Raw genomic sequence first — 25,969 nt, forward strand, 5'->3', positions numbered from 1 at the left:
AACGTCGTGATGTCGCGGATAAGGTGCCGGGTTAGAATGCAACGCGCGAGGCGGGGCAAGGTGTCGGCAAGCCGATATTGCCTCAAGATGAAGTCCGAAACCGGTCCGCATTTCCGGGCCCGCGAAGCTCCTGCCTCGATGCCCTGATAGCCACAGCGATCACCAGGAGCGCTGGGATCAGCCAGGCCAGTCTGCTCTGATACCGATCGACTGGGGCCGACAAACCTCCGAACACGACGGCATTTATCAGCAAGGCCACCACCACGATAACGAACGCATCCACAGTCGCGCGCGGGACCCATCGTCTCAAGCAGCCGAATGTCAGCAGCGCCAAGGCGGCAAAGGCCGTTGCCGAAACGACGATATCGAACAGCGCGATCGTCGGTGTCCGCCCTTCCTTGCTGGAGGGCAACGAAAGCGAAGAGGGCTCGAGCGCGGTTTCGCCTGCGTTTGGAATAAACATCTGGTCGGTCCCCACCGACACGACCTGAAACAGTGAATTGCGGGTCAGCGCATAGGTCTGCTGCACCGGGTAGCGTTTGAAAGCCTCGAGAAGAATCTGCGTTTCCTCCTCTCGGATCGCCTGCTTCTGCTCGGCCGTCGCACGGCGATATCCGTCCTCCTCCCAAAGGAATTCGGTAATGTTCTCGGGCATGGTTTCGAACATCGCGCAGATCGCGTAATCAGCTTCTGGGCACGCTTCGGCCAGATACCACCGCGCCGGCCCGTCCTCGAGCGAGCGTGCCAGCAATATGGGCATGCGCTTGGGTGCGACGCTCCCCTCGTCGCGCGCGGCACTGCCGATAACGAAATTGGCGCCGACCGCCGCCAGAAGCGGCAGGGCCACGGCTATGACCATGCGAGCCTTCAGCTGTCCTCGCCAAAGCGCACATGCCAAAACCACCAGACCCAGCCCGGCGAACAACGCCAGATTGCCGTAATGCGACAGCAGCGCGGCGGTCGCGAGGCAAGCAAGGACCACGGCCTGCCACGCGCGAAGCCCGGAGAAGTCGCACAGCACGATGGCGAGATAGATCGGAAGGATCGCTCCCAGAATGTCGGGCATCGCATAGGATGCGAACCAGGGAAGGCTCGAGATGGCTGCGACAATCAGGCCGCCGCCGACCAGGACCAGCCGTCCCTTTTGCGAGAGCGGGGGCACGAGCGCGAATAGTGCCCAGAGAACCGCGGCGGTTTGAAGCCAGCATGTCACGATCAGGCCGAGCGGAGTGGACGAGGTAACCGCGACATACAGAGAGTAAAAAGCGGATCGCAGGGCCCCGGCCTCGCGCGGCGTATCGCTCGCGGCCTGCCCCGGCGCCTCGAGTGGAAGGCCGACGAGCTGACTCAGCATGCCGGCAATGGCGTCGCCCCGCTCGAGATAGCTGATAGTGTCGAAATAGATGACGGGGCCGCCGAGCACGAGAATCGGCCAGGAGAGAATGAGAACCGCAAACGCTGCAATTCCCGCCCCACGCAGGTTCAAAAACGGCGCATCCTGGGGTTCGTCCTTCGAGGCCGCGGCCCGGCTCACGAAGACGGTGTCGCCCCGCCCTTGCCGATCTCGGCAATGTATCCGGCCACCATCGCGACCTGGCTGAGCGCGATCAGTGCCGACTGCGCCAATCGATTGTGCCCAGGATTGCGCAGCGGGTGGGACAGCATTCCGAAATAGAAGCGCGCGCTTTCAAGCTTGGGTCGCGGATCCTCGCGCTGGTCCATGGCAAGGTGGAGGTGGCGCGCCCCGCGCCCGTAATTGCGGTGCTGCCGCCAGAAACTGGCAAGACCGAGATCGTGCGCGTGCGCCACCACGGCGTCGGGGGCATACACCAGCTCGCCGCCCGAAGCGCTCCAGCGAATGCCGAAATCTCGATCTTCCGAGGCGATCGGGAAGCGCGAACCGAAGCCACCCGACTTAAGAAAGTCCTCGCGCCGACAGCACATATTGTTGGTCGTGAAGAAGATCATGTCGCTGCCGCTCGCTTGGTAGAACTCGTAGAGATAGGTCGAAAGCGACTGGCTGGCCGAAGAATAGACGTTGCGGGGAAGCGCGTTGACGATCCGTCCGCCGACCAGGCGGCCGGGCACGTCGCTCTGGGCCTCGACAAGGCAATTGGCCCACTGCGGCTCCGGCATGCAATCGTCGTCGATGAACAACAACAGGTGCGCGTCTTCCGCCTCCTCGACACCGCGGTTGCGCGCAGCGCCGGGACCAGCATTGTCCTGACGCACCAAGCGTACGTTGGAATAGGGGGTGCAAACCTCGCCGAGCGCGACCTTGCTGCCATCGTCGACGACGACAATCGGCCAGGGACCGCCGTCCAGCTTCGCGAGCGCGGCAAGGCACGTCGCGAGTTGCCGCGGTCGATTGTAGGAGGGAATGATGATCGTAGCCTGCATGATCGAGCCGTTTTAATCTGCGCCCTTTATCTCAAGCCCTTTATATCGGGCCTTTATCTTGAGGAACGCGCCAATAGCTGCCAAGACCGATCGCGTCCTACCCCATAGCAGCGAATGCACGAAAGCGCGCAAGTCCGCCGCGTGGCCGCCATGCCCCGCATTCACTCCGATTGAAAGCATAGGCGATTAACGCTCCCCATGGATAATCTCCAGAATATCAATCACGCCCGGAAAGTCGCAATCATCGGCGGCGGTCCCGCAGGATTGACTGCCGCCTACGAATTACAGCGGCTTTCGGATACGCACGTGCCGATCGTCTTCGAGGCGGGCGAAATGGTGGGCGGCATCGCCCGCACCGAAAGCCATCGCGGCTATCGTTTCGATATCGGGGGCCACAGATTCTTCACCAAGGTCGCCGAGGTCGAGGCGATGTGGCGCGAAGTGCTCGGCGATGAATTCATCACGGTGCCCCGCCAGAGCCGCATCTTCTATCGCGGCAAATATTACGACTATCCGCTGCGCATCTTCAACGCGTTGTCCAATATCGGCGCCTACGAAGCGACCCGGATCATCGTCAGCTATATCAAATGGCGGATGCTGCCCCACAAGGTCGAGGAAAGCTTCGAACAATGGGTACAGAACCGCTTCGGCGGGCGCCTCTACATGCATTTCTTCCGCAGCTACACCGAGAAGGTGTGGGGCATTCCCCCGACCCGCATCAGGGCCGATTGGGCCGAGCAGCGCATCCGCAACCTCTCGCTCGTCAAGGCAATATGGAATGCGATCTCCGGCGCCAACGATACCGCCAGCCTGATCGAGGAATTCGAGTATCCACGACTCGGCCCGGGTCAGATGTGGGAGGAGACGAGCGACGCCATCGAGCGCAAGGGTGGCAAGGTTCACCTCGAGAGCCGTGTCGAACGCGTATTGCGCGAAGGTTCGAAGGTGACAGCGATCGAGGTGCGATCGGAGGATGGCAAGCGCGCGATCCACGAAGCGGACGAATTCGTCAATTCGATGGCCCTCGCAGATCTGATAGAAGCGTTCGACCCCCCGCCGCCCGAACCTGTGCGCGAAGCCGCGCAAAAGCTGCGCTACCGTGACTTCCTCATCGTCACGCTGATCCTGAAATCGGCCGACCCCTTCCCGGACAACTGGATCTACGTCCATGAGCCCGACGTGAAGGTCGGCCGGATCCAGAACTTCCGCGCCTGGTCGCCCGACATGCTGCCCGATGCGGCCACCTCTTCGATCGGGATGGAATATTTCTGTCAGGAAGGCGACGGATTGTGGTCGATGAAGGACGAGGATCTGCGCGCCCTCGCCTCGCGCGAACTAGAGCAGCTCGGCCTGGCCCGCGCGGACGATGTCATCGATGCCGCGATCATCCGTCAGCCCAAGGCCTATCCCGTCTATGATGGCACTTATATGGAAGCCCTGGCGGTAATCCGCGACTGGCTGTCCAGCCTCGAAAACTTCGCGACGGTCGGACGCAACGGGCTGCACCGTTACAATAACCAGGATCATTCCATGCTGTCGGCCATGTTCGCGGCGCGCAATATTCTGGGTGCCAAACACGATGTGTGGGACGTCAATGTCGAACGCTCCTATCACGAGGAGTTCGAGATCGACGGTTCTGGCAAGAAAGCTGCCTTCGCCGCTTAGGTAGCTATCTGACGAGGGTGGCATAGGCAAAGCCGAGACCTGCCGACAGATAATGCAGCCACAGTAGCGGCACGGCGAGAAGCGCATCGCCGGCCCCGAAAGTGCGCCGCATCAGTCTCAGGAACTCGCGGTTGAGCCATGCAAGCAGCGCCACCATGGCGACAATTACCGCCACCCCGAACGTAGGCGAAATCAACGCGAGCCCAGCGCCGATCAGCGAACCGGCGACGCTCAATCCGGAAAGGCGCCCGGTCAGCGACAGATTGAGACGATAATTCGACGCTTTGCCGAGCGGAGTCCTTAGCAGCCTGGTCCAGGGCACCGCCCGGTTTACAAGGTCGGTCCAGAACATTGAGGTCAGTTTCCAACGCTTGAGATGCGTGGCCTGAAGATCGGGATCGAGCCGAATGCGATGTCCGTTGGAATGGAGTTTAAGGCCGAAACGCACATCTTCCATCATGCGCTGCTCGGAATCGAACCCTCCGACGATTTCGAAGGCGTCGCGCCGAACCGCACCGCAACCCGTCCAGAAGGTGACCGCATCGCCGGCCGACTGAACATGGACATGGCGATGAAACAGATTGCGAAAGCGGTTCACCAGATGATCGCCGGCGGGTTGATCGTCATAACAGCCGAATATCGCCGCATATCCGGTTTCGGCCGCGAAAAAGCGATCGATCCGCTCGCGCGCGTCAGGATGGACAACGACGTCGGCATCGACAAAGAACAAGATGTCGCTTTGCGCGCGGCGAGCCCCGGTATTGCGAGCATATGCGGCCCCCTGATTGTCTTCCAGCACCAGGGGCTCGATCCCCATCTGCCTCAGGAAATTGGCGGTTCCGTCGCTCGACCCGTCATCGACGCAGATAATTTCTTCGTGCGCAAAACCCGCCGCGAGCAGACCGTGAATGCATCGGCCTAGGTAATCCTTCGCGTCGTATGCCGGCACGATTACGCTGCACGAAAGGCGCACGGGCTGTTCTGAGTAAGGCGCGGTCAGAGCCTCGTCGAGATCGACAAAGCGTTCGCTTCCGGGCGTATCGCGCAGTTTGGGATCGTTCGGATCGTCCATGCGAGCGGCCCTAACCGAGGCAGGACCTGAGGTAAACGATTGTGATTATTGTGGGAAAGGACATTACACCGACCCCGCCCCAAAGTTCTCCCCTTCGCGCCATGGGCGAAGTCGCCCTTCGCCAAGCTCAAAAACTCGGTCGCAGTAACGCAGGGTCGAGCGGCGGTGTGCGATCATCAATATGGTCAGATCGCTCTTCAGGCGCGCGATCGAACCCAGAATGCGCGCCTCGGTTTCATCGTCGAGGGCGCTCGTGCTTTCGTCGAGGATGAGGAAGCCCGGCTTGCGATAAAGCGCCCGCGCCAATCCGATCCGCTGGCGCTGACCGCCCGACAGCCGCACGCCGCGCTCGCCTACCCGCGTGTCGGAGCCCTGCGGCAGGCCGGCGATATAATCGGCAATCTCGGCATGGCCTGCGGCCTCCCACAAGCGCCCATGATCGATCTCCGTATGCGTGCCAAAGGCGATATTGGCGGCTATCGTATCATCGAGAAGGAAGACGCTTTGCGGCATATGCGCGATCTCGGCCTGCCAGCGCGCGCAATTGGTCTCGTCCAAGACTTCGCCGTCGATCAGGATCCGCCCCGCAGTGGGGAGGAGTAGTCCGGAAAGAAGGTCGACCAAAGTGCTCTTGCCCGCACCCGACCGGCCCATCAGCCCGATCCGCTCGCCCTTCTCTATCGCAAGGTCGAGATGCTTAAGGACGGCTGGCTGATCCTCCGCATAGGCGAAATCGACCGCGTCCAGCGCGATCCGGTGGCCTCTTCCGCTTCCCTCGAAGCGCTGGGCGAACGAGGTTTCGCGCGGGACGGTGAGCAGTTCCTGGATATCTGCCAGCAGCCCGGAATAGGTCGCGAGCGACGAGCGCAGAAGATAGATCTGCTGCCACAGCGGCACCAGCCGGCGCAGGCCGTATGCAAGCGCGCCGACGACCGGCAGGGCCGACAGGAGCCCGCTGTCGTTCAGGGCCAATAAGGCCACCGCGAGGACGATGAATGCAAGTGCGACGCCCTCGATGATGAGCGCGGGTGATTTCGCGATCAGACCGGAGTCGATCTTGGCGTCGCGGTAGCGCGTGTCGACCGCTTCGAACCGTGCTAGGATGTCCTTCTCCGCCCGTCCGATCTTAATGTCGCGAATACCGCCAAGCCCTTCCTGAACCAGCTTCACCCGCTGAGTGAAGGTGGCGGACAGCTCCTGCGATGCCTGGCCCAGCCTGCTGTGCGAGAGACGGGTGATAACGAAATAGAGCGGCACCAGCACCGCCAGCACGCCGAGCGCCATGACCGGCGCGATCAGGAACAGCGCAGCGGAGATGATGATCCCCATCACAAGACCCAGCAGGGCGTCGATCGCCGGGCCGATGACGCCTGCAACCAGGCCCCGGACCTTTTCCATGCCGGAGATGATGTCGCTCGAATTGCGCGCGACGAAATCGGCGTAGGGCTGCCCCAAGGCGCGCTCGAAAATGCGCAACCCGATTATGTGCGCTGCGTTCTCCTCGAACTGGAGTTTCGCTTTGAGCAAGGCAAAACGCGCCGCTGCCGCAATAAGGAACAGAGCGGCGATACAGGCAGCGAGGATGACGAGGCTGTCGCCCCCGCTTCCTGGCGCCAATACCGCCCGAGCGAAGGCGGGAAGATCCGCAAGGGTGCTTCCGGCCATGACGCCGAAGAAAGGCACCAGCATCGCCGTCGCCGCGCTTTCGCTGAGCGCGACAAGGACGCTGAGCCCGAAACAGAGCCACAGCCGCCCATGCTTGGCTTTGGGCAGCGTCTTGACCAGCGCGATCAATTCCGCAGCGACCCTCCTTGCGGGAAGGGCGAGGTGGCGATTGTCGATCTTGGAGCGGGCCAGCGGCTCGTTCATGCGATTGTCTGGCCGGTCATGCGTTCGCCCTAGCAAAGACGAGGAGGTTCAGGTAGGGCGCTGTTTTTGGAAGGCGAACCCACAGTAATGACTGCGAAAAAGCCTGCCAGTGCTGTCTTGATGGGGTCGCTCTCTGCCGCGAGCGAATGTTTCGATTTCCTTATGAGCGACGAGAATTTCGATCTGGTCGCCGTGGTTTGCCGCGACGATGATCCACGGCAGGTTGGCGAGCAATACGTTATCGACCGGGCTCGCCGTGCGGGGGTCGCTGTGTGCGCTCTGGATAACATGCCGAGCGCCGATGTCGGTATCGCGGTGCGCTTCGATCGGATCCTGACGCCTGCACACCGCGCGAGGTTCAGCCGTGGCGTGGTCAATCTGCATGGCGCCCCGCTCCCCGAAATGCGCGGTTCGCTCTGCGAATGCGCCGCTATCCTGGAAGGCAGGGAGCAATTCGGAGCTTCGCTTCATTTGATGGATGACGGGATCGATACCGGTCCGCTTCTCCACGTCGAACGCTTCGTGATCGCACCCGATGCCACTGCCGGCTCGCTCCTGCGCGAGGCAAATGCGCTGGGGATCGAAATGATCAAGGAGTATCTGCACGCCTATATAGAGGGCGAACTTGAACCCATGCCTCAGGAAAAGCGCGCTGGCCTTACCTATCGCAAAGTCGACGTGCTGGCCCGGCGGCAAGTGCCCGCCGATGCCGGACCTGCCGAGCACGACCGCGTGCGCCGCGCGTTCTGCTACGATCCGAAGGGTTTGCCGGCGCGCTCCAGCCTTCGCGAACGGCTTATCGGATTGGCACGGCGCGTAGCGTGAACCGGCTGACATCCATGGAACAAGCAGGCGCGACGAAGTGCGAGACCGCCGACGACGGCGGTGACAGTCAGCTCGTCTTCGGGGTGATCGGCTGCGGTCAGATCGGACGCCGCCATCTTGCCGCCATTGCGCAGGAACCGCGTTCGCAGGCGCTTGCGGTGTGCGATATCGACGCCGACGCGCTCGAACGCGCCGGTGCCGCGCTCCCGCACCTCGAATGTTTCCACGATCTGCGCGATCTGCTCGCGATGGATGAGATCGATATCGTCTCGATCTGCACCCCGCATCGCTCGCACAGCGAAATTGCGATCGCCGCTGCGCAGTCGGGCAAAGATGCGCTGGTCGAGAAGCCGATGGCGCTGAACGAGGCGGATGCCCGCCGCATGATCGATGCCGCCCAGGAGAACGGGACGCGTCTCATCGTGGTCAAGCAGAACCGATTCAATGCCCCGGTCGAGATCGTCGCACGGGCGCTCGAAGAGAAACGCCTCGGCCGCATCTACATGGTGCAGTGCAACGTCTTCTGGAACCGCTATCCCGGCTATTACGCCGGCTCGCCCTGGCGCGGCACGCTTAGCGAAGAACAGGGCGCCCTCCATACCCAGGTCAGCCATTTCATCGACCTCTTGGTATGGTGGCTTGGCCCGTTGCGCGATGCGCGCACGATCACCGGAACGCTTCACCACGATATCGAGATCGAGGATTGCGGCGTATCGGCACTGCGTTTCGAAAGCGGAACGATCGGATCGCTGAACTGGAGCACGGCGGTCTACAACGTCAATTACGAGGGCAGCATCACGATCATCGGGGAAAAGGGGACCATCAAGATCGGTGGCCGCTATCTCAATCAGATCGAGTTTTGGGACGTCGAATCCTACCCCCAGCCCGCGATCGACGGTCCGCCCGACAAGCCAAACGATTATGGCGGGTATATGGGCTCGGCGGCGAATCACGGGCGCTTGTTCCACGAAGTGGCGCGCCATGTGATCGAGGCGCGCGGCGGCATCGTCGAAGGCGACGAGGGTATGCTGACGGTTTCTGCAATCGAGCGGATCTACGACGGGGCGCGGTAATGGGCAAATACGCGCCGGCCCATTTCCGTTCGGACGATGCGCCGAACCTCTTCACCTCGCCATCCTGGCGCGAGGTCATGACGCGCACCTACGGCTTTGACTTCCATGAGGTCGCAGGACTGCATTTTGCGCTGATAGAGGACGCGCTCGGCGCGCGCATGGTGGCGCCCGCTTTCGGCGATTATGCTCGGCGCTTCGTTCGGGACGAGCCGGGCGATGGACCGTCGCAGGGCCAGACCAATGCCCTGGAAGAACGTATCGCAGCTGCCCGCGCGGCCTTCCCGCATGCGAGCTTCACCATCAAATGCGCAGGCGATGCGGGCCTGCCCGACGCGCAGCAGGTGCGCGCCTCGTTCCTGCACGAACTAGATCCCTCGAAGGGGCTTGCCGGAGCAAAGCCTGCTTTTCGGCGAAATGTCGCAAAGGCGAAGCGCGCAGGTCTTGCCGCTCGTCTGACAACCGAAGGCGAGGCCCTGCGCAGGTTCTACGACCTTTATGCCCGTCAGCGCTTGAGCAAATTTGCATCGCTGCCGCAGCCGCGCCGTTTCGTCGAAGCGATTGCGGACATCTTTTTTGCAGCCGGTGACGGCTTTCTCGTCGAAATCTACCATGAGGATCGCAGTCTCGCCTTCGCGCTCGCGCTTCGGCATGAGGGGGTTCTCTATTACAAGTTCGGCGCCAGCGATCCCGAGAGTTTGCATCTGCGGCCAAACAATCTCGCCATGGCGGCCCTGATCGATCATGCGGTTGAGACCGGGATGACGCGCCTGGATTTGGGTCTTACCCCAAGCGAGGGCGGTCTATCCTCCTTCAAGCGGGCGATGGGCGCGCGCGAATGGCCACTAGGCACTTATCGCTGGCCGCCGCTTGATGGACGCGAGGACATTGCGGGGGAAAAGCGCGCTCTGCTGAGCGAGGTGACGGCCAGCCTCGTCGCAAACGATCCAGATCCGGACGAGGCCAGCCGCTACGGCGAGGCGCTCTACAGGTATTTCGTATGACGATCTCGCTGTTTGGCCTGTCGCAGCAGCATGCAGCGATCGCCGACGAACTCGACCGGGCCCTGAGCGAACTCATCGCCGAATCTCGTTTTATCGGCGGCGAGACGGTGCGCCAGTTCGAAGCGGCTTTCGCGCAATATCTCGGCACGGACGAGATGGTGTCGTGCGGGAACGGAACCGACGCACTCGAAATCGCGATGGAGGCGCTGGGGCTGGGCGAAGGCGATGAAGTGATCGTCCCGGCCATGACTTGGATCTCCACCGCCGAGGCGGTGGTGCGGATCGGTGCGCGGCCGGTCTTCGCGGACATTCTGGCGGACGAATGGACGATCGATCCGGGCGCTGTGCGCGAGGCGATTACGCCGCGCACGCGCGCGGTTCTGCCGGTTCATCTTTATGGGCGACCAGCGCGCTTGAACGAGCTGCGCGCCCTCTGCGAAGAGCATGGGCTATGGCTGATAGAGGATTGCGCGCAGGCACATGGCGCCTCGTTCGCCGGCAGAAAACTCGGCGCGATCGGCGATGCGGCGATCTTCAGCTTCTTTCCCACCAAAAATCTGGGCGGATTCGGTGATGGCGGGGCCATGGTGTTCGCCAACCCCAAGCATGCGCGCACCGCCAGGCTGATCGCCAACCATGGCCAGACCAAGCGGCATCATCATACAATGGTCGGCCGCAACAGCCGGCTCGACGCGCTCAACGCTGCGGTGCTGTCGATCAAACTGCCGTATCTCGACGACAACACCGCCCGCAAACACGGCTTGGCGGAGCGATATTGCGAGGCGCTGCAGGACGCCGGATGCGGCCTCCCCGCCCCCGCCCGGGCAGGAGAGCATGGCTGGCACCTGTTCGCCGTGACACATGAAGCGCGCGGCGCGCTTCGCGATCATCTCGCGCAAGCAGGCATCGAGAGCGCGGTACATTACCCGCACTCGCTGCCCGAACAACTTGCCTTCGAACCCATGGGCGTCGATCCCGGCGCGCATCCGCAAGCCTTACGTCTGGCGCGCGAGGTGCTGAGTATCCCGCTCCACCCTTCGCTTTCGCCGGACGATCAGCAGGCCGTTATCGACGCAGTGGGTTCCTTCACCCCGTGACGACGAAGCTCATCAAGTTCGATGTCGTCCATCCGGCTGGCTATCTCGCGCGCAAACATGCCGAACATCCGCAGGTTTGGGCGATGACGCTCGCCGAATACCGCGAATGGCTGATCGGCCTGCGCAGCAATTATTCCGATTTCTATACCTATTGGCTGGACGAAGAGGGCGGCTGGGCCGCAGAGGAATTTTTCCTCAACGATCCCCTTTTCATCGACAAAGCGGCCAAAGAGCTATTTGGCATCGGGTCGACACCTCGCCGAATTGCGGCGGGCCTCACACAGCGATTGGGCCGCGCGGACTGGCAGGAAGCGGTGGTCGCCGCCTATTGCGAGGAACATCGCCCCGACGTCGTATTTGCGCGTTCCAACCCGATCCGCAGCGAACTCTGGCCGCGCACCGGCGCTTTCGCGGTCTCGCGGCTCGCCGCGCGAATGCCCTGGCGCTGGCATCCGCAGCATTTCGACCTCCTCTTCTGCGACGACACGGTGTTTCGCGATTTCTTCGAACAGCACGGCGTTCCCACCCATCTCAATCGCCAGGGCTTCGACCCGCGGATCGCCGAGGAGCTCGCGCCGGCGGCCGAGCGGTTCGGGGCGGTCTTCGTAGGCGGTTTGGGAATTGCCAATTTCGCCCGTCGCACGCACTTTCTGGAGGAGCTTGCGCAGCGTCTCGCTCCAACGGACCTTGCTCTCGACCTTTGGGGCTATTGGTGGGATGAGACCGGCCCCGCATCCTCGCTGGCCGTTTTCCCGGCGCTTGCCGATCGATTTCACGGGGCCACATCGGGTCTCGAGATGTACCGGATTTTCGCCGATGCGAAGATCGTCCTAAACGATTACGTCGATCTCGATATCCGCAGCGGGATCGGATACAACCAGCGCATGTTCGAGACGATGGGAGCCGGCGGCTTCCTGCTGACCCGCAAGGCCAGCAATCTCGAAAACGACTTTCCGCCCGGCCTGTTCGAAACCTTCACGGACATCGAGGATTGTCTGGATAAGATCCGCTATTTCGCGCGCAACGAAGCCGAACGACGCGAGATCGCGCAGCGGGGACAGGCCCACGTGCTCGAACATTTCAGCTATCGCGATATCGCGCTCGATTTCGGAGAGAAGGTCAAGGCCGGCCTCGTCGCACATGGGGGCTGCTCATGAGGGGGCATGACGACTACCGGGTGCGCGTCACCCAGCCTTACATGCCCGATCGCAGCGAATACGAAGAGCTGCTGGAAGGCATCTGGGATCGCAGCTGGCTTACCAACGAGGGGCCTTGCGAGGTAGATCTCGCGCGCGCGCTGCGATCCTATTTCGGTGCCGAACATCTGCAGCTCGCTTCCTCGGGAACTTCGGCGCTGCAGCTTGCGCTGGCGGCGCTCGAGCTGACGGGCGACATCATTGTCACAGCCTATTCCTTCGCCGCGACCCGCAATGCGATCATTCGCCAAGGCTGCCGGCCGATCTACGCCGATATCGATCCGGTCAATTTCGCGCTTGATCCGGCGGCGGTGGAGCGGGCGATCACGCCCGGAACGCAGGCGATCCTGGTGACCACCTCATACGGCCTGCCCTGCGACTTCGACGCTCTGCAGGATATCGCCGATGCGCACGGACTGAAGACGGTCTACGATCACGCCCATGCGACCGGTTCTTTCTACCGCGGCCGCGCGATCGTGACGCATGGCGATATTGGCGCGCTCAGCTTTCATGCGACCAAGGTATTTCACACCGCCGAGGGTGGCGGCGTCATTTGCAGCGATGCTGCGATCGATCGGAAGGTTCGGTTGCTCAAGAGCAATGGCGTCGATGGAGATCGCCTCGTCCTGCCCGGCTTCAACGCCAAGATGTCCGAACTCCACGCGGCGATGGGCCTCGCCATATTGCCGCAATTGCAGAACCTTATCGATGCTCGCCGGAAGCGTTTCGAGGCCTACGCCGCGGGCCTCGCCAGCAGCGATTTCGACATGCTCGATCCATCGCGTTGGGACGGTCTGGAGTGGAATTACGCGTATGCTCCGATCATCTGCCGCGACGAGGAAACCACGACGCGCACGCAGAGCGCGCTGGCCGATCGGGGGATCGAGAGCCGGCGATATTTCCGCCCCGCCTTTACCAAACGCGAGGCGGGCCATGCCCCCTGCCCCGTCGCCGAAGACATCGCCGAGCGCGTCCTGTGCCTTCCGCTCAGCCCTATGCTCGCGATGGATGACGTCGAACTGATCGCAAGCGTCGTTGCGTACATTTGACCCGGGGATTCGACAGCGCTCGGCTGACGGCGGGGGACGCGGCGGGGCCGAAGGGGCCGCGCGTGGTCGTGATGCAGCCCTACTTCCTGCCGTCCATCGCCTATTTCCATTTGCTACACGCAGCGGATATTTTCGTATTCTTCGACGATGCGCAATTCGTCACCAAGCGCTTCACCCACCGAAACAGCATTCCGCTGGATGACGGCGAATACCGTTTCACCGTCCCTCTGCGAAACCGCAGCCAGAACCGGCGGATCGACGAGATTGCGCTCCACCCCGAACAATATCCGCACTGGCGGCGCAAGTTTCTCGCTTCCCTGCGAATGCATTACGGTCCATCGGAGGCGATCGAGGAACTGGCCGAGCTGATGCAGTCCGACGATATCGGCCTCGCACGGTTGGCGGAACGATCGGTGAAATGGGCGGCGCAGCGCATCGGACTGACGCCGGACTATCTGCGCAGTTCGGAAATCGACTATGATCGCGGCTCGGATGCATCCGGCAAGATGCTCTCGATCTGCCGCCAACTTGGCGCCCATACCTATGTTAACGCCTGGGGAGGACGCGCGCTCTATGAGAGGCCGAGTTTCGAGCGCGAGGGCTTCGATCTCGTCTTTGCGAGGTCAAGCGGAGATGCGCAGGCTTTCATCGCGCAAAGCATATTGGCGCTCATTCTAACCCTAGAGCCACGGGACATTCGCCGATATGCGGCGAGCTACGATCTTGTAAGGGTGACGCAAAATGAATGACGGCAAACCCATCGTGATCTTCGGCATCAGCCAACTCGCCGATCTCGCGCGCTTCTATTTCCAGCACGATAGCGACCGCGAAGTGGCCGCTTTCACGGTCGACCGCGACTATTTCGAAAGCGATACACATGATGGCCTCCCCGTCGTCGCGTTCGAGGAGATCGCATCGCACTATCCTGCGGACGAGTTCGATCTGTTCCTGCCGATCAGCTTCAAGAAGATGAACGCCGTTCGCGAAGCACGGTTCAAACAGGCCAAAGCGATGAGTTACACCTGCGCCAGCTATGTCAGCTCCAAGGCGACCACATGGCCCGATCTCGATATCGGTGAGAACTGCTTCATCTTCGAGGACAACACAGTCCAGCCCTTCGTGACGATCGGCGACAATTGCATCTTGTGGAGCGGAAATCATATCGGCCATCACACCCGGATTGGCAGCCATGTCTTCATCACCAGCCAGGTTGTCGTCTCCGGAGCATGCGAGATAGGCAACAATTGCTTTCTCGGCGTCAATGCGACGATTAGGGACGAGACGACGCTCGCGCCTGGTACGCTGGTGGGCATGGGCGCCGTCATCACCAAAGATACCGCCGAGGATGAGGTCTGGCTGGCCCCGCGCTCGGTTCGCGCGCGCGTAAGCAGCGACCGGATCGACAGCCTGTCGCACAAATCGGTAGGCTGAGGGCGCCGCCGTGTGGAACCGTTCGGGGCTGATCTTCGAGCCGAAAGGCAAGCGTCCCTGGATGCATAGCCATGCCTGCACGCCGACCGCGTTCTTGCAGAATGAGGATACGATCCGGCTCCTGTTCGCCCCGCGCAATGAGAAGGGCCAATCCATTCCAAGCTATCTCGATGTCAGCGCAGAGGACCCGCAGCAAGTGCTCGCGCTGGGAGAGCGGCCCATCATGACGCTCGGGAAGACGGGCACGTTCGACGATGGCGGGATCATGCCGTGCTGCGTCGTACCGTTCGAAGACGAGCTGCGGCTCTATTATGTCGGCTGGAATGCGAGCGTGTCGGTGCCCTATCGCAACGCCATCGGAATGGCGGTCAGCCGCGATGGCGGGAAGAGCTTCGAGCGTGCGTTTCCTGGCGCCGTCGTCGATCGCAACCGGGACGAACCCTATTTCACGGCATCGCCATGGGTCTTCAGGCGGGGCGACACATGGCAGATGCTTTATACCTCGACCGTGCGTTTCGTCGAAGTTGAGGGCCGGCAGGAGCCCATTTACGTGATCATGCAGGCGACCTCGCACGATGGCATCGAATGGCAGCGCGACGCGAAGCCCGTCCTACCCGCGCGCCACGATGAAGAGGCGATCGCCCGCCCGACGGTCGATACGCATGACGGCGTCTATCGCATGTGGTTCTGCCACCGGGCCAGCCGCAACTTTCGCAACGGGCCGGGCAGCTACCGGATCGGCGAGGCCATCTCGCAGGACGGGCTTTCCTGGGAGCGTCTCGATCGCTCGGGCGGTCCCGACACGACGCCCGGAGTTTTCGATGCGAAAATGCAGACCTATCCCTGCATCTTGCGACATCGCGGCATTCTTCACCTGTTCTACAACGGCAACGGGTTTGGTGAGCGTGGCATCGGCCATGCCTGGAGGAAGGCATGATCGGCATTCATCGTTACGACCTAGCCACCTTCCCCTTTCCCGATGCGCTGGCTGAAATGCTCGGAGTTGACGACCTCACTGCCTTGCAGGCTGAAGCAGGGTCGAAGCCCGACGGTTCGATTTATAAGGTCATGGAGCACGATCCGCTTTACCGGAATCTGCGAACGGCTCTTCTGGACGAACGCTCGGAGCGTTTTCGCGGCCTCTATCACCGCTTCGTTGCCGAAGTGATCCGCCCCTTGTTCGAGGAGCCGATCCATTATCAGGCGTGTCCAACGGTGCGGCTGCTGTTCCGCGAGACCTCGGGCGAAGCGCGGTTTCATCGCGATGCCGATTATGGTCATGCCCTGGAGGAAGTGAACTTTTGGGTGCCGTTGACGTCCGCTGCCGGCACAAACAGCATCTGGATCGAAAGCGCGCCTGGGCACGGTGATCACGCGCCGGTGGAAATGGGACCAGGTGAATTCCTAGCATTCGACGGCGCCTCGCTGAGCCATGGCGCAGCCGCGAATGACACAGGTCGCTCGCGCGTTTCGTTCGACTTTCGGGCCATCGCGCAGAGCCGAAGCGCGAAGCGGCAGCTGATTGATCGCGGTCCGCCAGAGCGGCTCGATGCGCATCTATTCACCAGTCTCGATCGATGAAGCGTCCTTCGCTCGATGTTTCGATCATCACCTACAATCATCGTGATTTCATTGGGCGGGCCATCGACAGCGCGCTTGCTCAACAGACCGACTTTCCCGTTACGATCCATATCGGCGACGATTTTTCGGACGACGGTACGCGCGGCATCCTGCAGACCTACCGTGACCGATATCCCGATCGCATCGTGCTCAACCTTCAACCGGAAAGGCCGAGCGGTATCCCAGGCCGGGTCAACAACATCGCCAACCTTGAAAGTTGCACAGGCGATTACCTCGCTTTGCTTGATGGAGACGACTACTGGCTCGACCCGCTAAAGTTACAGCGCCAGGTGGACTTCCTCGAACGCTCGCCCGGTCATGGCGGGGCGGCGCATGGTTTCGTCATCAGCCGCTCGCCCGAAACCTTGTCCTATGACCAAGTGAGACAGGATGATGGAAAGCCGCTCGATTGCCAAACTGCGGACATCTTCGACAAGCAGCTCATTCAGACATCAACCTTCGTCTGCCGTCGCCATCTCATCCAATTTCCAGATTGGTTCAACGACGTTCATGCCGCCGATTACGCGCTGTTTCTGATGGCTGCGAGCCACGGGCCGATCCATTTCGACCCCCGCATCCGTTCGGTCTATCAACAACATCGCGCGTCGGTAACCGATCGTCAGGGCAACACAGAGTGGGCGCAAACCTTCGTCCACGACTGGCCGCTCCTCGCAAAGCAATTCCCGCAGGCCGTGACTTTACGCCAGAAGATGAACCTGTTGCGCGCACGGCGCATCGTTGCGCTGGCCGAGGGCCGCTTCGCCGAGGCAGCTTTGCTCGCCGGGCAACTGGTGGGGAAGGACCCCGCCGCCATTACCCGCTGGCTAGAACACGCGCTGGGCCGGCGGCGCTGAATAGATAAATCAAGCGGCGAAACGGTAGGCGGCTCGCCGCAGGGCGAACTCATGCTGCTTGGCTGATCCCAGCACGGCTTTCGACGGCGATAAAGTCGGAAGCAGCTACCATCTCCAACGGATTGCAGATTTCGCTCAAGGCAAATGATGCCCCGTCCTCATACTGCTGGGACAAATCCGACAGGCTGAGAATGCCGCAAAGGGTTCCATCGCGGTTCTCAACGGGCAGCCTTCGGATCTGGCATCGCGCCATCAGCGCAACGGCTGTCTCGATATCGTCGGTAGGCAAGCAAGAGCGAACATCGCGCGTCATGATCTTGGAGACCGGGTCGGTACTCAACGTTCGGAATTCCGCGACCGACCTCAGCACGATGTCGCGATCGGTCACTATTCCGACAACCCGGTCTCGATAAGTCACCGGAAGCGCGCCGATATTCTCATCACGCATGATAGTGGCCGCTTCCTCGATCGAAGCCGACGACGGAATCGTCACTACATCTTTGGTCATCAGCTTCGAGATTTCTACCATAGAACATCCTTTCGTGGTCGGCTTCGCGAAAATAGGGCGAAGACAAAAGGGGCACCCCAACATTGGTTTGGTTGAGGAGATACATTCGCTAGGAGCTGCCTCTATTGCTCGAAATGACTAATAGATTCAGCAAGGTAGGGCGCGCTTAAGAAAAAACGCTCGGAATTTCGGGTTCACAACAATTTTAGGGGTCAATGGCCTCAGCGTGTGTCATTTCTCTTTTTCCCCTGGCGAGCATCCCCCCTTGCTCGCATTTTCCCCCTCCCCGGCCACTTCTCCCGACCCTGAGCCGGTGGAGGGGGAATCCTGTGTCGCGTGCGAACACATGCCGTTCGAAGGTCGAAGGGGGCGGAAATAAGCATATTTCGGCCATTTGCACGTCGGACCTTCGCGAAGTGGCCATTGTTTGTTATCGAAGGTTCATGCGATTTGGCGTTGGTGGCAAAATTCCCGCTGGGCGAACTTCGACGAAGGCCACCCGCCATGTATGAGCGGCCGGGCCCGCGCGTCGCTTTAATGCCTTCGGGTGGGAAGCGGGCCACCCAATCGACGTGGGATGCATTCGTCACATCGCTCAAGCGTTACGACCCCGAGCTTCGCTTGCCCGACATGCGCAGCGTGCTCACGAATATCAGGTCGACCGACGACGAAACCATCATCTGGGCCAACCCCGATAGCGACCAGTCGGTATATCTGCTGCTCGACGGCGTTGCTTTCACCTTCAATCATCTTGTTGGCGGGCGCCGCCATATCGAAGATTTTTTCGGGCCGGGTTCCATCTGCAACTGGGGCCGGATCGACGACCCGGACTTCAAGCCGAACCTGCAGATCAAACGCGGGGCGAAGGTCGCTGTCCTCGACCCGTCGAAATTCACATCGTTCCTTGACGAGCACGCGGCGCTGAACACCGCTCTGAAAGCGGCCGAAGATGCTCGCCGAAAACGTCTTTGGCAGAGGATCCGCACGCTCATAGCATTGCCGGCTTCGCACCGCGTCACGATCTATCTGCTCGACCTGATCGAGGAGTTTTTCATTCCGGACGCCTCCTCGACCTGGATTCCTTACTACCTGACACAGGAAGAGATGGCAGACCTGCTGGGATTGACCGAAGTTCACGTGAACCGGGTCCTGTCGCGTATGGAGAAAGCCGGCGAGATCGAACGAAAGCGAGGACGCTTCCGGTTGACGGACCCGGCTCGCCTTAGGCGGCAACTGCACTACGAGGGATCATGCTAGGAAATTCGGCATGACGAACCTCGACGGAAATCTACCTGCTTCAGATAAGGCGGTCCACTCGACGTTGCTGGAACTCGCTCTCGAGCAAGGAGATATGGGTACCTGGTCGTTTGATCTCGAAAGCGGAGAAATCGCGCTCGATGACGCTTTGCGGGACCTTGTCGGCCTCGATCGTGAACAATCCGAATCGAATGCTATCCCTTTCCTGAGAAGGATCCACGGCGCGGATCACGATCGGGTGCTCGCGGCATTGCGGCGCGCCATCGAAACGGGCGAGGCGGTTTCGGAAAAGTTCCGCTTCTGCGGTCCTTCCGGAACCACGATGCTGCTGATGGCATCGGGCAGGAGGGTAAGCGGTCCGAACGAGTCCCTACGGATCGTGGGTGTGATGTGCGATGCGACGCATCGACACAAACAGGCAGTCGAATTCGAAAGCCTGTTGCGGGATGTCGATCATCGCGTGCGAAATCTTGTTTCGGTCATTCTCTCCATCCTGCAAACCACATCGAAGAGCGCTTCGGACATAGACGATTTCAAGACGGCTTTCGCGGCGAGGCTCGAAGCGATCGCAAGATTGCAGGGGCTGCTGTTGCAGTCGCGATGGAGCATGATCGATCTTAACACCCTGCTGCGGGCGGAGCTGGGGCAATTCGAAGCGGACGGCCGGGTCGCGATATCAGGGCCGCAAATCCTGCTCCCCGCTTATTATGCGCAACCGCTTGCCATCCTGTTCCATGAACTCGCTATCAACGCGGCCAGCTACGGCTCTCTCTCCGACCCAGAAGGGCGCGTGCGCATCGACATCTCCCGCCAGGGGGATTTCGAAAAGAGCGTCATCATTTCCTGGATCGAAGAAGGCGGCCCGGACGCTCCCGAGCCAGCAACCCATGGTTTCGGGATGAGCGTTCTGCACCAATTACTGCCGGAGCAGCTGGACGCTGATGTCACAAGCGATTGGGGCGCAGGCGGGGTATCATTGAAGATTGCGATACCTGTCGAAAACGAAGCACTCGACGAGCTTGGCCCGGACGATGATGAATTCCTGCCCCAAAAGCGCCTCGATCACGGTCGCCTGAAAGATACAAAGGCGATCGTCGTCGACGACGAATGGCTGCTTGCGGAACAGAACGCCGATGCGCTGGAGAGGGCAGGTGTCGACGTGGTCGGCACGTTTACGAAAGTTCAGGATGCCCTGAAATTCGATCTTTCGACGATCGATTTTGCCGTTCTGGACTTCGCGATGACGAACGAGTCCATCCTTGAGCTTGCAGACCGCTTGGCGGCGCTGCGAATTCCGACGGTTTTCGTGACTGGGTTCGATGTGAAGGCCGAGTTGCCGGAGCGCATGGCGAATGAGATCGTTGTCGCCAAACCCGCGTCACAGGCCGTACTGCTCGACGGTGCGGCGGCAGCCGTAGCCAGCCGGGTTAACTAGACGCCGCTTTTCTTCGAGACTGTGGTTTCATTCCACCTGCCACACCGGAGTATCGCGCGAACCGACGTTGCGAATGCGGGCTAGACGGCGATCGCCTTGCCATAGTTCGGACGGCCTGGACCCGCATTTTTGCTGCGCGAGCATAAGCGCCTCGTACCGCGTCTTCGCTTCGAGTTCGAAGAAAATTCCATCATCTGACCCGCCCGATGGCGAAACGACTCGCACTTGATAGTTTGACATATCGTAACTCCCGTTGAGGCACTATGCGTCCAAAACGTTCGATACCGGCACAAAAAATGTTGGGGTCTTTCTCAGGATGATGCGCAGACGGGTGCTTCGTTGCACTATCTTTCCTGTTCACGGGGGACTTCAGCATTCCGGGTATGTTAGAATTTCCGCCGATTGTAGGAGTTTGCTCCTCGTGCTGGTCCAGGCCAGCTTTCTGGAAACAGACGGATGGCTACGTCTTCTGTAAAATCCGCACCGGTATCATGATGGCGCAGTTTCAACATGTTAGGGGCTTATGACCGAACCTAAGGAAAACGAAGGCTGCCCTATCGTTGGTATCGGCGCTTCGGCAGGGGGACTGGAGGCGCTCAGCGAGCTCGTAAAAGCCATTCCGGAGAATACCGGTATGGCCTATGTCATCATCCAGCACCTTTCGCCGAACCATCCCTCGATCATGGATCAGCTGCTCGGCACCCATGCGGCCATTCCCGTCGTAAAGATCGAGGAGCGCCAAAAGGTCGAGCCCGATACGATTTACGTTCTGCCCGCAGGTCCCTCGGCTACAGTCGAAGGCTCCATGCTCCACCTTCACGAGCGTGATACAGACCAAACGCTGCGCACTCCGATCGATCAGTTTCTGGAATCGCTGGCAGAAGCCAGAGGTCGATCCGCCTTCGCAGTCATATTATCGGGCACAGGCAGCGACGGGACGATAGGTGTTCGAGCGATCAAACAGGCAGGCGGTTTTGCGATCGTTCAGAAGAGCGAGAGCGCGCGTTTTCCCGGGATGCCCGACAGCGCAGCTGCAACCGGGCTTGTCGATTTTGCGCTGACGCCGCGACACATTCCCGCCCGCCTTACCGAAATTCTGAACCATCGCATCGAAGTGCTTAGCGAAGCGGGGGCGCAGCAGCGGCAAAAAGATATAGAAGAGGCTCTTGATGAGATCACCGCAACGCTCGACGATGGTGAAGGCCACGATTTTTCCGAATACAAGCCGGGAACGCTGATCCGGCGGGTCGAGCGACGAATGACCCTCCGGCGCGAACGCGATGTCGGCGGTTTCGTCGACGTTCTGCGCAACAACGCCGAAGAGCGAAGCAGGCTCCTGCAGGATTTCCTGATCGGCGTCACCCGCTTCTTCCGCGATGACGATGCCTTCGTCCAGCTTAAGGCGAAGGCGATCGTTCCGATGCTCAATCGCGATCAGAACAATTTCAGGATCTGGGTGCCGGGATGCTCTACCGGCGAAGAAGCCTATTCGATCGCGATGCTCCTTTCCGAGGCCATGGCCGAAAGCCGCGACAAACGGCAGTGGCAGATCTTCGGTACGGATATCGACGGAGCGGCGCTGACCCATGCGCGGGCCGGCTTTTATTCCGAGAGCCAGCTCGAAGGAGTGTCGGAGGAACGGCGCGATCGCTACTTCCAAAAGACGAACGGTAACTACCAGGTCGCCCCCGAATTGCGCGAGAAATGCATTTTCGCGCCTCACAATCTTTTGCAGGATCTTCCCTTTTCCCGGCTGGATCTGATCGCCTGCCGAAATTTGCTCATCTATCTTACCACGGAGATCCAGAAGAAGGTCATTCCGCGCTTTCATTATGCATTGAACAAGGGCGGATTTCTGTTTCTCGGCCCCTCCGAATCGCTGGGCGACCAGTCGAAATACTTCCAAACGATCAATCGAGACACCCGGCTTTTCCAACGCAACGACGAAACGCAACCGACATTCTCGACACTTCCGACGACCCATACCGATGCCCTGCGCCGCGAGCGGCGTTTGGTGCGACCCCAACAATCGGAGGGGATGGAAGCGGCCAAGCTCGAACCAACATTCGAACAGCAATTGTTCTCCTATTTCGCCCGGCAAAGCGCGCCACCTTTCGCCAGCATCAATGCGAATGATGAAATAAGCTACATCTCCGAGAGGATGGCCAGCTACATCAAGCCCGCTCAGGGAATGCCATCGGCGGCGCTGGACCAGTTCCTGACGCGGGACCTGAGATTGCCCGTGCGCAGCGCCATACGCGAGGCGCGCAAGAGCGGCGCGATAGCGACGGCGAAAAACATTTTCGTCACCGAGGTCGGCGAACCGCATGTCGTAGACCTCGAAGCTGCACCCCTGCCCTTCCAGCAGGACGCGATCCTGATAACCCTCCAGCCGGTACGAACGCAGGAATTGGCGGAAATCACCGACGCCGCCGAAATTCGCGACGATGCCGAACGCGACCTGGTGGAACGAGAGCTCGCCGCGACACGGCAGAAGCTCAACGCCACGTTGGCGAGTTACGAATCCACCGAACAGGAGCTGAAAAGCTCCAATGAAGAACTGCTTTCGATGAACGAAGAGCTGCAGAGCTCGAACGAGGAACTGGAAACCTCGCGCGAGGAACTGCAATCGATCAACGAAGAGCTCGAGACTGTCAATTCGGAGCTTACCGAGAACAATCGGCAGCTATTGTCCGCCAACTCCGATCTCAAGAACCTTTTCGACAGCACGGATATCGCGACGGTCTTTCTGGACGAGGGCCTTAGCGTCAGACGCTATACCCCTGCGTCTCAAAGGCTGTTCGGCATACAGGATCGCGATATCGGACGCTCGATCAACGATCTGAAATGGAAGGTCACTTACGAAGAGCTGGAAGCCGATACCGCCAAGGTCGCCGAAACGCTGCAACCGATCGAACGCGAGGTTACAATGGACGCGACCGGGGAGACGTTTCTCTTGCGCATCCGGCCATATCGGCGGGTCGATAACCGTATCGATGGCAGCGTCCTTACGCTGTTCGACATAACCGCTCGAAAGAAGGCCGAACAACAGCTTCAGGAAAACGCCGACACGCTCGCACGGCAACTGGCCGAACTGGAATCCCTGTACGATACGACCCCCGTCGGTCTAAGCCTGCTCGACAAGGAATTGCGCTACCTTCGGATCAATGAACGGCTCGCCGAGATCAACGGCTTTCCGGCAGAAGACCACATTGGGCGGCTGCAGGGCGAAATGCTGCCGGACATCCACGAGCAGATAAGCGGCATTCAATGCGAAGTGATCGAAACCGGAAAGCCATCGCTCCACAACGAGGTGGTGGGCACAACGCCGGCTCAACCCGACGTCGAACGGTACTGGATCGTTGATTACTACCCCGTTCGGACGCTCGAAGGAGAAGTCTTCGCGGTCGGTAGTTGCGTTACCGAAGTCACCGAGCAGAAACGCCTCCAGATGGAGCTCGAGCAAACGCTGGTCGAACTTAGCGAAAGTCAGGAACGTCTGAACTTTGCATTGAGCACGGGCGAAATCGGCGCATGGGATTACGATCTCACAACTAATGAACTAGAGCGAACCCTCCTGCACGATCAAATCTTCGGACATGAAGAACTCGTGCCGGAATGGAACTTCGAGATCTTTATCGAGTATGTCGTGGAAGAGGAGCGGGAAGCCGTTCGAAAGACATTCGACGAAGCGGTAGCGAACAGGAGCAGCTACGATTTCCAATGCCGCATCAGGCGTGCGGACGGCGAGATAAGGTGGATTGAAGCGCACAGTCGACCGCGGCTTACGAACGATGGCGAATTGGAAGGCTTTGCCGGGACGGTGATGGACATCACCGACCGTCGAAATGCCGACGATCAGCAATCGCTGTTGTTACACGAGTTGCAACACCGGGTAAAAAACACCCTCGCAACCGTTATGGCGATTATTCGGTTCTCGTCGAACAAGGCAACCGATGTCCAACAGTTCACGAAGACGCTGACCGACCGCATTTATGCGATAGCGAAAACACACGATTTGCTGACAGAGCAAGATTGGAGGGGCGCGCGCCTCAAAACGATCGTTCGGCAGGAGGTCAAGCCTTTCGTCGAAAGCGTTTCGGATCGCTTGAAGTTCGAAGGCGATAATCCGAAACTTACGCCGAAACAGATGCTTGCTCTGACCCTGGCTTTTCACGAGCTCGTGACGAATGCTGCAAAATATGGCGCCCTCTCAAACGAGCGAGGTCGCATCCACCTGACGTCGACGATCGACGAGGGCGGTCTGTTGCAATTGGACTGGACCGAAACGGGAGGGCCAGATGTGGCAAAGCCGGACGACACCAGTTCAGGTTTCGGCAGCTTTCTGCTTCAGAAGGTCGTGGGTCCCGATCTGGAAGGCACCGCCGAGATCGAGTATGCGAAAAGCGGCCTTAGATGGTCGGCGAATTTTCCGCTGGATCGGGAATGAGGGGCGCGGCAATTGGGTGAAGCTCCAACAGTCCTGATCGTCGATGATGAAATGCTCATCGGCATGGCGCTCGCCGACGAGCTGAACAGCCACGGGTTTTGCGTGAAGGGACCGTTCGGAACGACGGCAACTGCGCAAACCGCATCGGAGGGCGACTTGCCCGACATCGCATTTCTGGATGTCAATCTCGGCAAAGGCAGGACCAGCCACGCATTCGCAAACTGGTTGCTCGATCAGGACGTGCCGGTCGTCTTTTTGACGGGCTACAGCAAGTTGCCACCGAGCGACCCGAAGTTCCGCAAGCTTCCGGTGCTGTCGAAACCCGTGTCGATCACGAAGCTGATCGAGACGATCGACTCAACATTGGGCAAGCGTCCCGCATGATCCCCGAGTCGTAGGCACGGGAAACCGCGAGGACCTTACAAAAGTTAAGGCCTGCCGGGCGGTCCTACCCTAGGCGTTTCTTTACAATCGAACCTTTACCGGAGACGCGACCGAAGACCGGCCGATCGAACATGCTCGCGCCTTCGATCAATACGACGAGAGAAACAAGACCATGTCGAACGGAGCAAGCCAGCAACAAGATCAATACGTCACACCCTCCTTTAGCGAACCAACACGCGATCGCAGGGTAGACGAGGGGGTGTCGCGGTCCGACCTGATCGCATCCAATAGGGTCGAGGGTACGCAGGTTTATCGGCCCACGGGACAGAAGATAGGCCAGGTCGAATATCTCGGGATCGAGAAACGCTCCGGTCAGGTGCGCGTCGTAGTGATCAGTTTCGGCGGCTTCCTCGGGATGGGGAAGGAGCATCGACCGATCCCCTGGGATGCGCTGAACTACAATACCACTCTCGAGGGCTATGTGCTCAACGCCAGCGACGACGTGCTGCGCGCTGTGCCGACGATCGAAGAAGGCGACGAGATCGAATGGGACGTGCCATACCGGCAATCGGTGTTTTCGATCTTGGGCTGAAGAAATGGCGGAGAGGGAGGGATTCGAACCCTCGGTACTCGTGAGAGCACAACGGTTTTCGAGACCGCCCCGTTCGACCACTCCGGCACCTCTCCGCGTATCTCGCCTGCGCTGCCGCTCCGTGTTCGAAATGCGGATCATGGCGCGCCGACCCGGTCCGGCCGACGACGAGAAGCGCGCCGTTAGCGCAC

The 25,969-nt window shown here is 60.2% G+C and carries 22 protein-coding genes and 1 tRNA gene; 17 read left to right on the forward strand and 6 right to left on the reverse strand.

Annotation, left to right across the window (positions count from 1 at the left end):
• Positions 1-82: 82 nt before the first annotated feature.
• Positions 83-1,534 (reverse strand): hypothetical protein, encoded by a 1,452-nt coding sequence (locus V2I30_RS06400; protein WP_330661256.1) that lies wholly within the window; start codon positions 1,532-1,534, stop codon positions 83-85.
• Positions 1,531-2,400 (reverse strand): glycosyltransferase family 2 protein, encoded by an 870-nt coding sequence (locus V2I30_RS06405; protein WP_330661257.1) that lies wholly within the window; start codon positions 2,398-2,400, stop codon positions 1,531-1,533. Before V2I30_RS06405 ends, V2I30_RS06400 begins: the two co-directional genes overlap by 4 nt.
• A gap of 198 nt (positions 2,401-2,598) precedes the next feature.
• Between V2I30_RS06405 and V2I30_RS06410 the strand changes: the two genes are divergently transcribed.
• Positions 2,599-4,065 carry an NAD(P)/FAD-dependent oxidoreductase gene (locus tag V2I30_RS06410; protein WP_330661258.1) on the forward strand — a complete coding sequence of 489 codons (1,467 nt, stop codon included), beginning with the start codon at positions 2,599-2,601 and terminating at the stop codon, positions 4,063-4,065.
• A 4-nt stretch (positions 4,066-4,069) separates the two neighbouring features.
• Here the strand turns inward: V2I30_RS06410 and V2I30_RS06415 are convergent, their stop codons facing one another.
• Both V2I30_RS06415 and V2I30_RS06420 read right to left on the reverse strand, forming a co-directional pair.
• Entirely contained in the window at positions 4,070-5,137 is a 1,068-nt protein-coding gene (locus tag V2I30_RS06415; RefSeq protein WP_330661259.1) for a glycosyltransferase family 2 protein, read from the reverse strand.
• 63 nt (positions 5,138-5,200) lie between these two features.
• Positions 5,201-7,006, reverse strand: a complete 1,806-nt coding sequence (locus V2I30_RS06420) for an ABC transporter ATP-binding protein (protein ID WP_330661260.1) — start codon at positions 7,004-7,006, stop codon at positions 5,201-5,203.
• A gap of 87 nt (positions 7,007-7,093) precedes the next feature.
• Between V2I30_RS06420 and V2I30_RS06425 the strand changes: the two genes are divergently transcribed.
• The 11 genes from V2I30_RS06425 to V2I30_RS06475 are packed head-to-tail and all read left to right on the forward strand — an operon-like array spanning position 7,094 to position 17,152.
• A complete protein-coding gene (locus V2I30_RS06425; protein WP_330661261.1) occupies positions 7,094-7,831 on the forward strand; it encodes a formyltransferase family protein in 738 nt (245 codons plus the stop codon).
• A 14-nt stretch (positions 7,832-7,845) separates the two neighbouring features.
• Positions 7,846-8,904, forward strand: a complete 1,059-nt coding sequence (locus V2I30_RS06430; protein ID WP_330661263.1) for a Gfo/Idh/MocA family protein — start codon at positions 7,846-7,848, stop codon at positions 8,902-8,904.
• Positions 8,904-9,905 carry a GNAT family N-acetyltransferase gene (locus tag V2I30_RS06435; RefSeq protein WP_330661265.1) on the forward strand — a complete coding sequence of 334 codons (1,002 nt, stop codon included), beginning with the start codon at positions 8,904-8,906 and terminating at the stop codon, positions 9,903-9,905. The genes V2I30_RS06430 and V2I30_RS06435 overlap by 1 nt, the downstream gene beginning before the upstream one ends.
• Positions 9,902-11,002, forward strand: a complete 1,101-nt coding sequence (locus tag V2I30_RS06440) for a DegT/DnrJ/EryC1/StrS family aminotransferase (protein ID WP_330661266.1) — start codon at positions 9,902-9,904, stop codon at positions 11,000-11,002. The genes V2I30_RS06435 and V2I30_RS06440 overlap by 4 nt, the downstream gene beginning before the upstream one ends.
• The gene (locus tag V2I30_RS06445; protein ID WP_330661267.1) at positions 10,999-12,159 is read left to right on the forward strand and encodes a glycosyltransferase family protein; all 1,161 of its coding nucleotides are present in this window, start codon (positions 10,999-11,001) and stop codon (positions 12,157-12,159) included. The genes V2I30_RS06440 and V2I30_RS06445 overlap by 4 nt, the downstream gene beginning before the upstream one ends.
• Positions 12,156-13,247: a DegT/DnrJ/EryC1/StrS family aminotransferase gene (locus tag V2I30_RS06450; protein ID WP_330661268.1), complete on the forward strand. Its 1,092-nt coding sequence runs from the start codon at positions 12,156-12,158 to the stop codon at positions 13,245-13,247. The genes V2I30_RS06445 and V2I30_RS06450 overlap by 4 nt, the downstream gene beginning before the upstream one ends.
• Entirely contained in the window at positions 13,244-13,996 is a 753-nt protein-coding gene (locus tag V2I30_RS06455; RefSeq protein ID WP_330661269.1) for a WbqC family protein, read from the forward strand. Before V2I30_RS06450 ends, V2I30_RS06455 begins: the two co-directional genes overlap by 4 nt.
• Positions 13,989-14,678: an acetyltransferase gene (locus tag V2I30_RS06460; protein WP_330661270.1), complete on the forward strand. Its 690-nt coding sequence runs from the start codon at positions 13,989-13,991 to the stop codon at positions 14,676-14,678. Before V2I30_RS06455 ends, V2I30_RS06460 begins: the two co-directional genes overlap by 8 nt.
• 10 nt (positions 14,679-14,688) lie before the next feature.
• Positions 14,689-15,615, forward strand: a complete 927-nt coding sequence (locus V2I30_RS06465; RefSeq protein WP_330661271.1) for a hypothetical protein — start codon at positions 14,689-14,691, stop codon at positions 15,613-15,615.
• Positions 15,612-16,259 (forward strand): hypothetical protein, encoded by a 648-nt coding sequence (locus V2I30_RS06470; protein WP_330661272.1) that lies wholly within the window; start codon positions 15,612-15,614, stop codon positions 16,257-16,259. The genes V2I30_RS06465 and V2I30_RS06470 overlap by 4 nt, the downstream gene beginning before the upstream one ends.
• Positions 16,256-17,152 (forward strand): glycosyltransferase, encoded by an 897-nt coding sequence (locus V2I30_RS06475; protein ID WP_330661273.1) that lies wholly within the window; start codon positions 16,256-16,258, stop codon positions 17,150-17,152. Before V2I30_RS06470 ends, V2I30_RS06475 begins: the two co-directional genes overlap by 4 nt.
• A gap of 49 nt (positions 17,153-17,201) precedes the next feature.
• Here V2I30_RS06475 and V2I30_RS06480 read toward each other — a convergent pair whose 3' ends face one another.
• Positions 17,202-17,681 (reverse strand): CBS domain-containing protein, encoded by a 480-nt coding sequence (locus tag V2I30_RS06480; protein WP_330661275.1) that lies wholly within the window; start codon positions 17,679-17,681, stop codon positions 17,202-17,204.
• 483 nt (positions 17,682-18,164) lie between these two features.
• On the opposite strand from V2I30_RS06480, the gene V2I30_RS06485 reads away from it, so the two are divergent.
• From V2I30_RS06485 to V2I30_RS06505, 5 genes are all read left to right on the forward strand, one after another.
• On the forward strand, positions 18,165-18,917 hold the full coding sequence (locus V2I30_RS06485; RefSeq protein ID WP_330661276.1) for a Crp/Fnr family transcriptional regulator: 753 nt from the start codon (positions 18,165-18,167) through the stop codon (positions 18,915-18,917).
• Between the two features lie 10 nt (positions 18,918-18,927).
• Positions 18,928-20,352: an HWE histidine kinase domain-containing protein gene (locus V2I30_RS06490; RefSeq protein ID WP_330661277.1), complete on the forward strand. Its 1,425-nt coding sequence runs from the start codon at positions 18,928-18,930 to the stop codon at positions 20,350-20,352.
• 523 nt (positions 20,353-20,875) lie between these two features.
• A complete protein-coding gene (locus V2I30_RS06495) occupies positions 20,876-24,802 on the forward strand; it encodes a CheR family methyltransferase (RefSeq protein WP_442896907.1) in 3,927 nt (1,308 codons plus the stop codon).
• 12 nt (positions 24,803-24,814) lie between these two features.
• Complete coding sequence (locus V2I30_RS06500) at positions 24,815-25,186, forward strand: response regulator (protein ID WP_330661278.1); 372 nt, start codon at positions 24,815-24,817, stop codon at positions 25,184-25,186.
• Between the two features lie 259 nt (positions 25,187-25,445).
• Positions 25,446-25,778, forward strand: coding sequence for a PRC-barrel domain-containing protein (locus V2I30_RS06505; RefSeq protein ID WP_330661279.1), 333 nt, complete (start codon positions 25,446-25,448; stop codon positions 25,776-25,778).
• A gap of 5 nt (positions 25,779-25,783) precedes the next feature.
• On the opposite strand, the gene V2I30_RS06510 is transcribed toward V2I30_RS06505, so the two are convergent.
• A tRNA-Ser gene (locus tag V2I30_RS06510) sits at positions 25,784-25,873 on the reverse strand.
• Positions 25,874-25,969: the final 96 nt, after the last annotated feature.

This window comes from Erythrobacter sp. (assembly GCF_036351135.1).
Lineage (GTDB): Bacteria > Pseudomonadota > Alphaproteobacteria > Sphingomonadales > Sphingomonadaceae > Erythrobacter.

Excerpts from the sequence above, each read along its gene's own strand:
- V2I30_RS06460 (WP_330661270.1), top strand. The coding sequence starts at position 13,989 with ATGAATGACGGCAAACCCATCGTGATCTTCGGCATCAGCCAACTCGCC.
- V2I30_RS06410 (WP_330661258.1), top strand. The coding sequence starts at position 2,599 with ATGGATAATCTCCAGAATATCAATCACGCCCGGAAAGTCGCAATCATC.
- V2I30_RS06435 (WP_330661265.1), top strand. The coding sequence starts at position 8,904 with ATGGGCAAATACGCGCCGGCCCATTTCCGTTCGGACGATGCGCCGAAC.
- V2I30_RS06405 (WP_330661257.1), bottom strand. The coding sequence starts at position 2,400 with ATGCAGGCTACGATCATCATTCCCTCCTACAATCGACCGCGGCAACTC.
- V2I30_RS06480 (WP_330661275.1), bottom strand. The coding sequence starts at position 17,681 with ATGGTAGAAATCTCGAAGCTGATGACCAAAGATGTAGTGACGATTCCG.
- V2I30_RS06495 (WP_442896907.1), top strand. The coding sequence starts at position 20,876 with ATGACCGAACCTAAGGAAAACGAAGGCTGCCCTATCGTTGGTATCGGC.
- V2I30_RS06475 (WP_330661273.1), top strand. The coding sequence starts at position 16,256 with ATGAAGCGTCCTTCGCTCGATGTTTCGATCATCACCTACAATCATCGT.
- V2I30_RS06425 (WP_330661261.1), top strand. The coding sequence starts at position 7,094 with ATGACTGCGAAAAAGCCTGCCAGTGCTGTCTTGATGGGGTCGCTCTCT.
- V2I30_RS06430 (WP_330661263.1), top strand. The coding sequence starts at position 7,846 with ATGGAACAAGCAGGCGCGACGAAGTGCGAGACCGCCGACGACGGCGGT.
- V2I30_RS06450 (WP_330661268.1), top strand. The coding sequence starts at position 12,156 with ATGAGGGGGCATGACGACTACCGGGTGCGCGTCACCCAGCCTTACATG.
- V2I30_RS06440 (WP_330661266.1), top strand. The coding sequence starts at position 9,902 with ATGACGATCTCGCTGTTTGGCCTGTCGCAGCAGCATGCAGCGATCGCC.
- V2I30_RS06415 (WP_330661259.1), bottom strand. The coding sequence starts at position 5,137 with ATGGACGATCCGAACGATCCCAAACTGCGCGATACGCCCGGAAGCGAA.
- V2I30_RS06485 (WP_330661276.1), top strand. The coding sequence starts at position 18,165 with ATGTATGAGCGGCCGGGCCCGCGCGTCGCTTTAATGCCTTCGGGTGGG.
- V2I30_RS06420 (WP_330661260.1), bottom strand. The coding sequence starts at position 7,006 with ATGAACGAGCCGCTGGCCCGCTCCAAGATCGACAATCGCCACCTCGCC.
- V2I30_RS06490 (WP_330661277.1), top strand. The coding sequence starts at position 18,928 with ATGACGAACCTCGACGGAAATCTACCTGCTTCAGATAAGGCGGTCCAC.
- V2I30_RS06470 (WP_330661272.1), top strand. The coding sequence starts at position 15,612 with ATGATCGGCATTCATCGTTACGACCTAGCCACCTTCCCCTTTCCCGAT.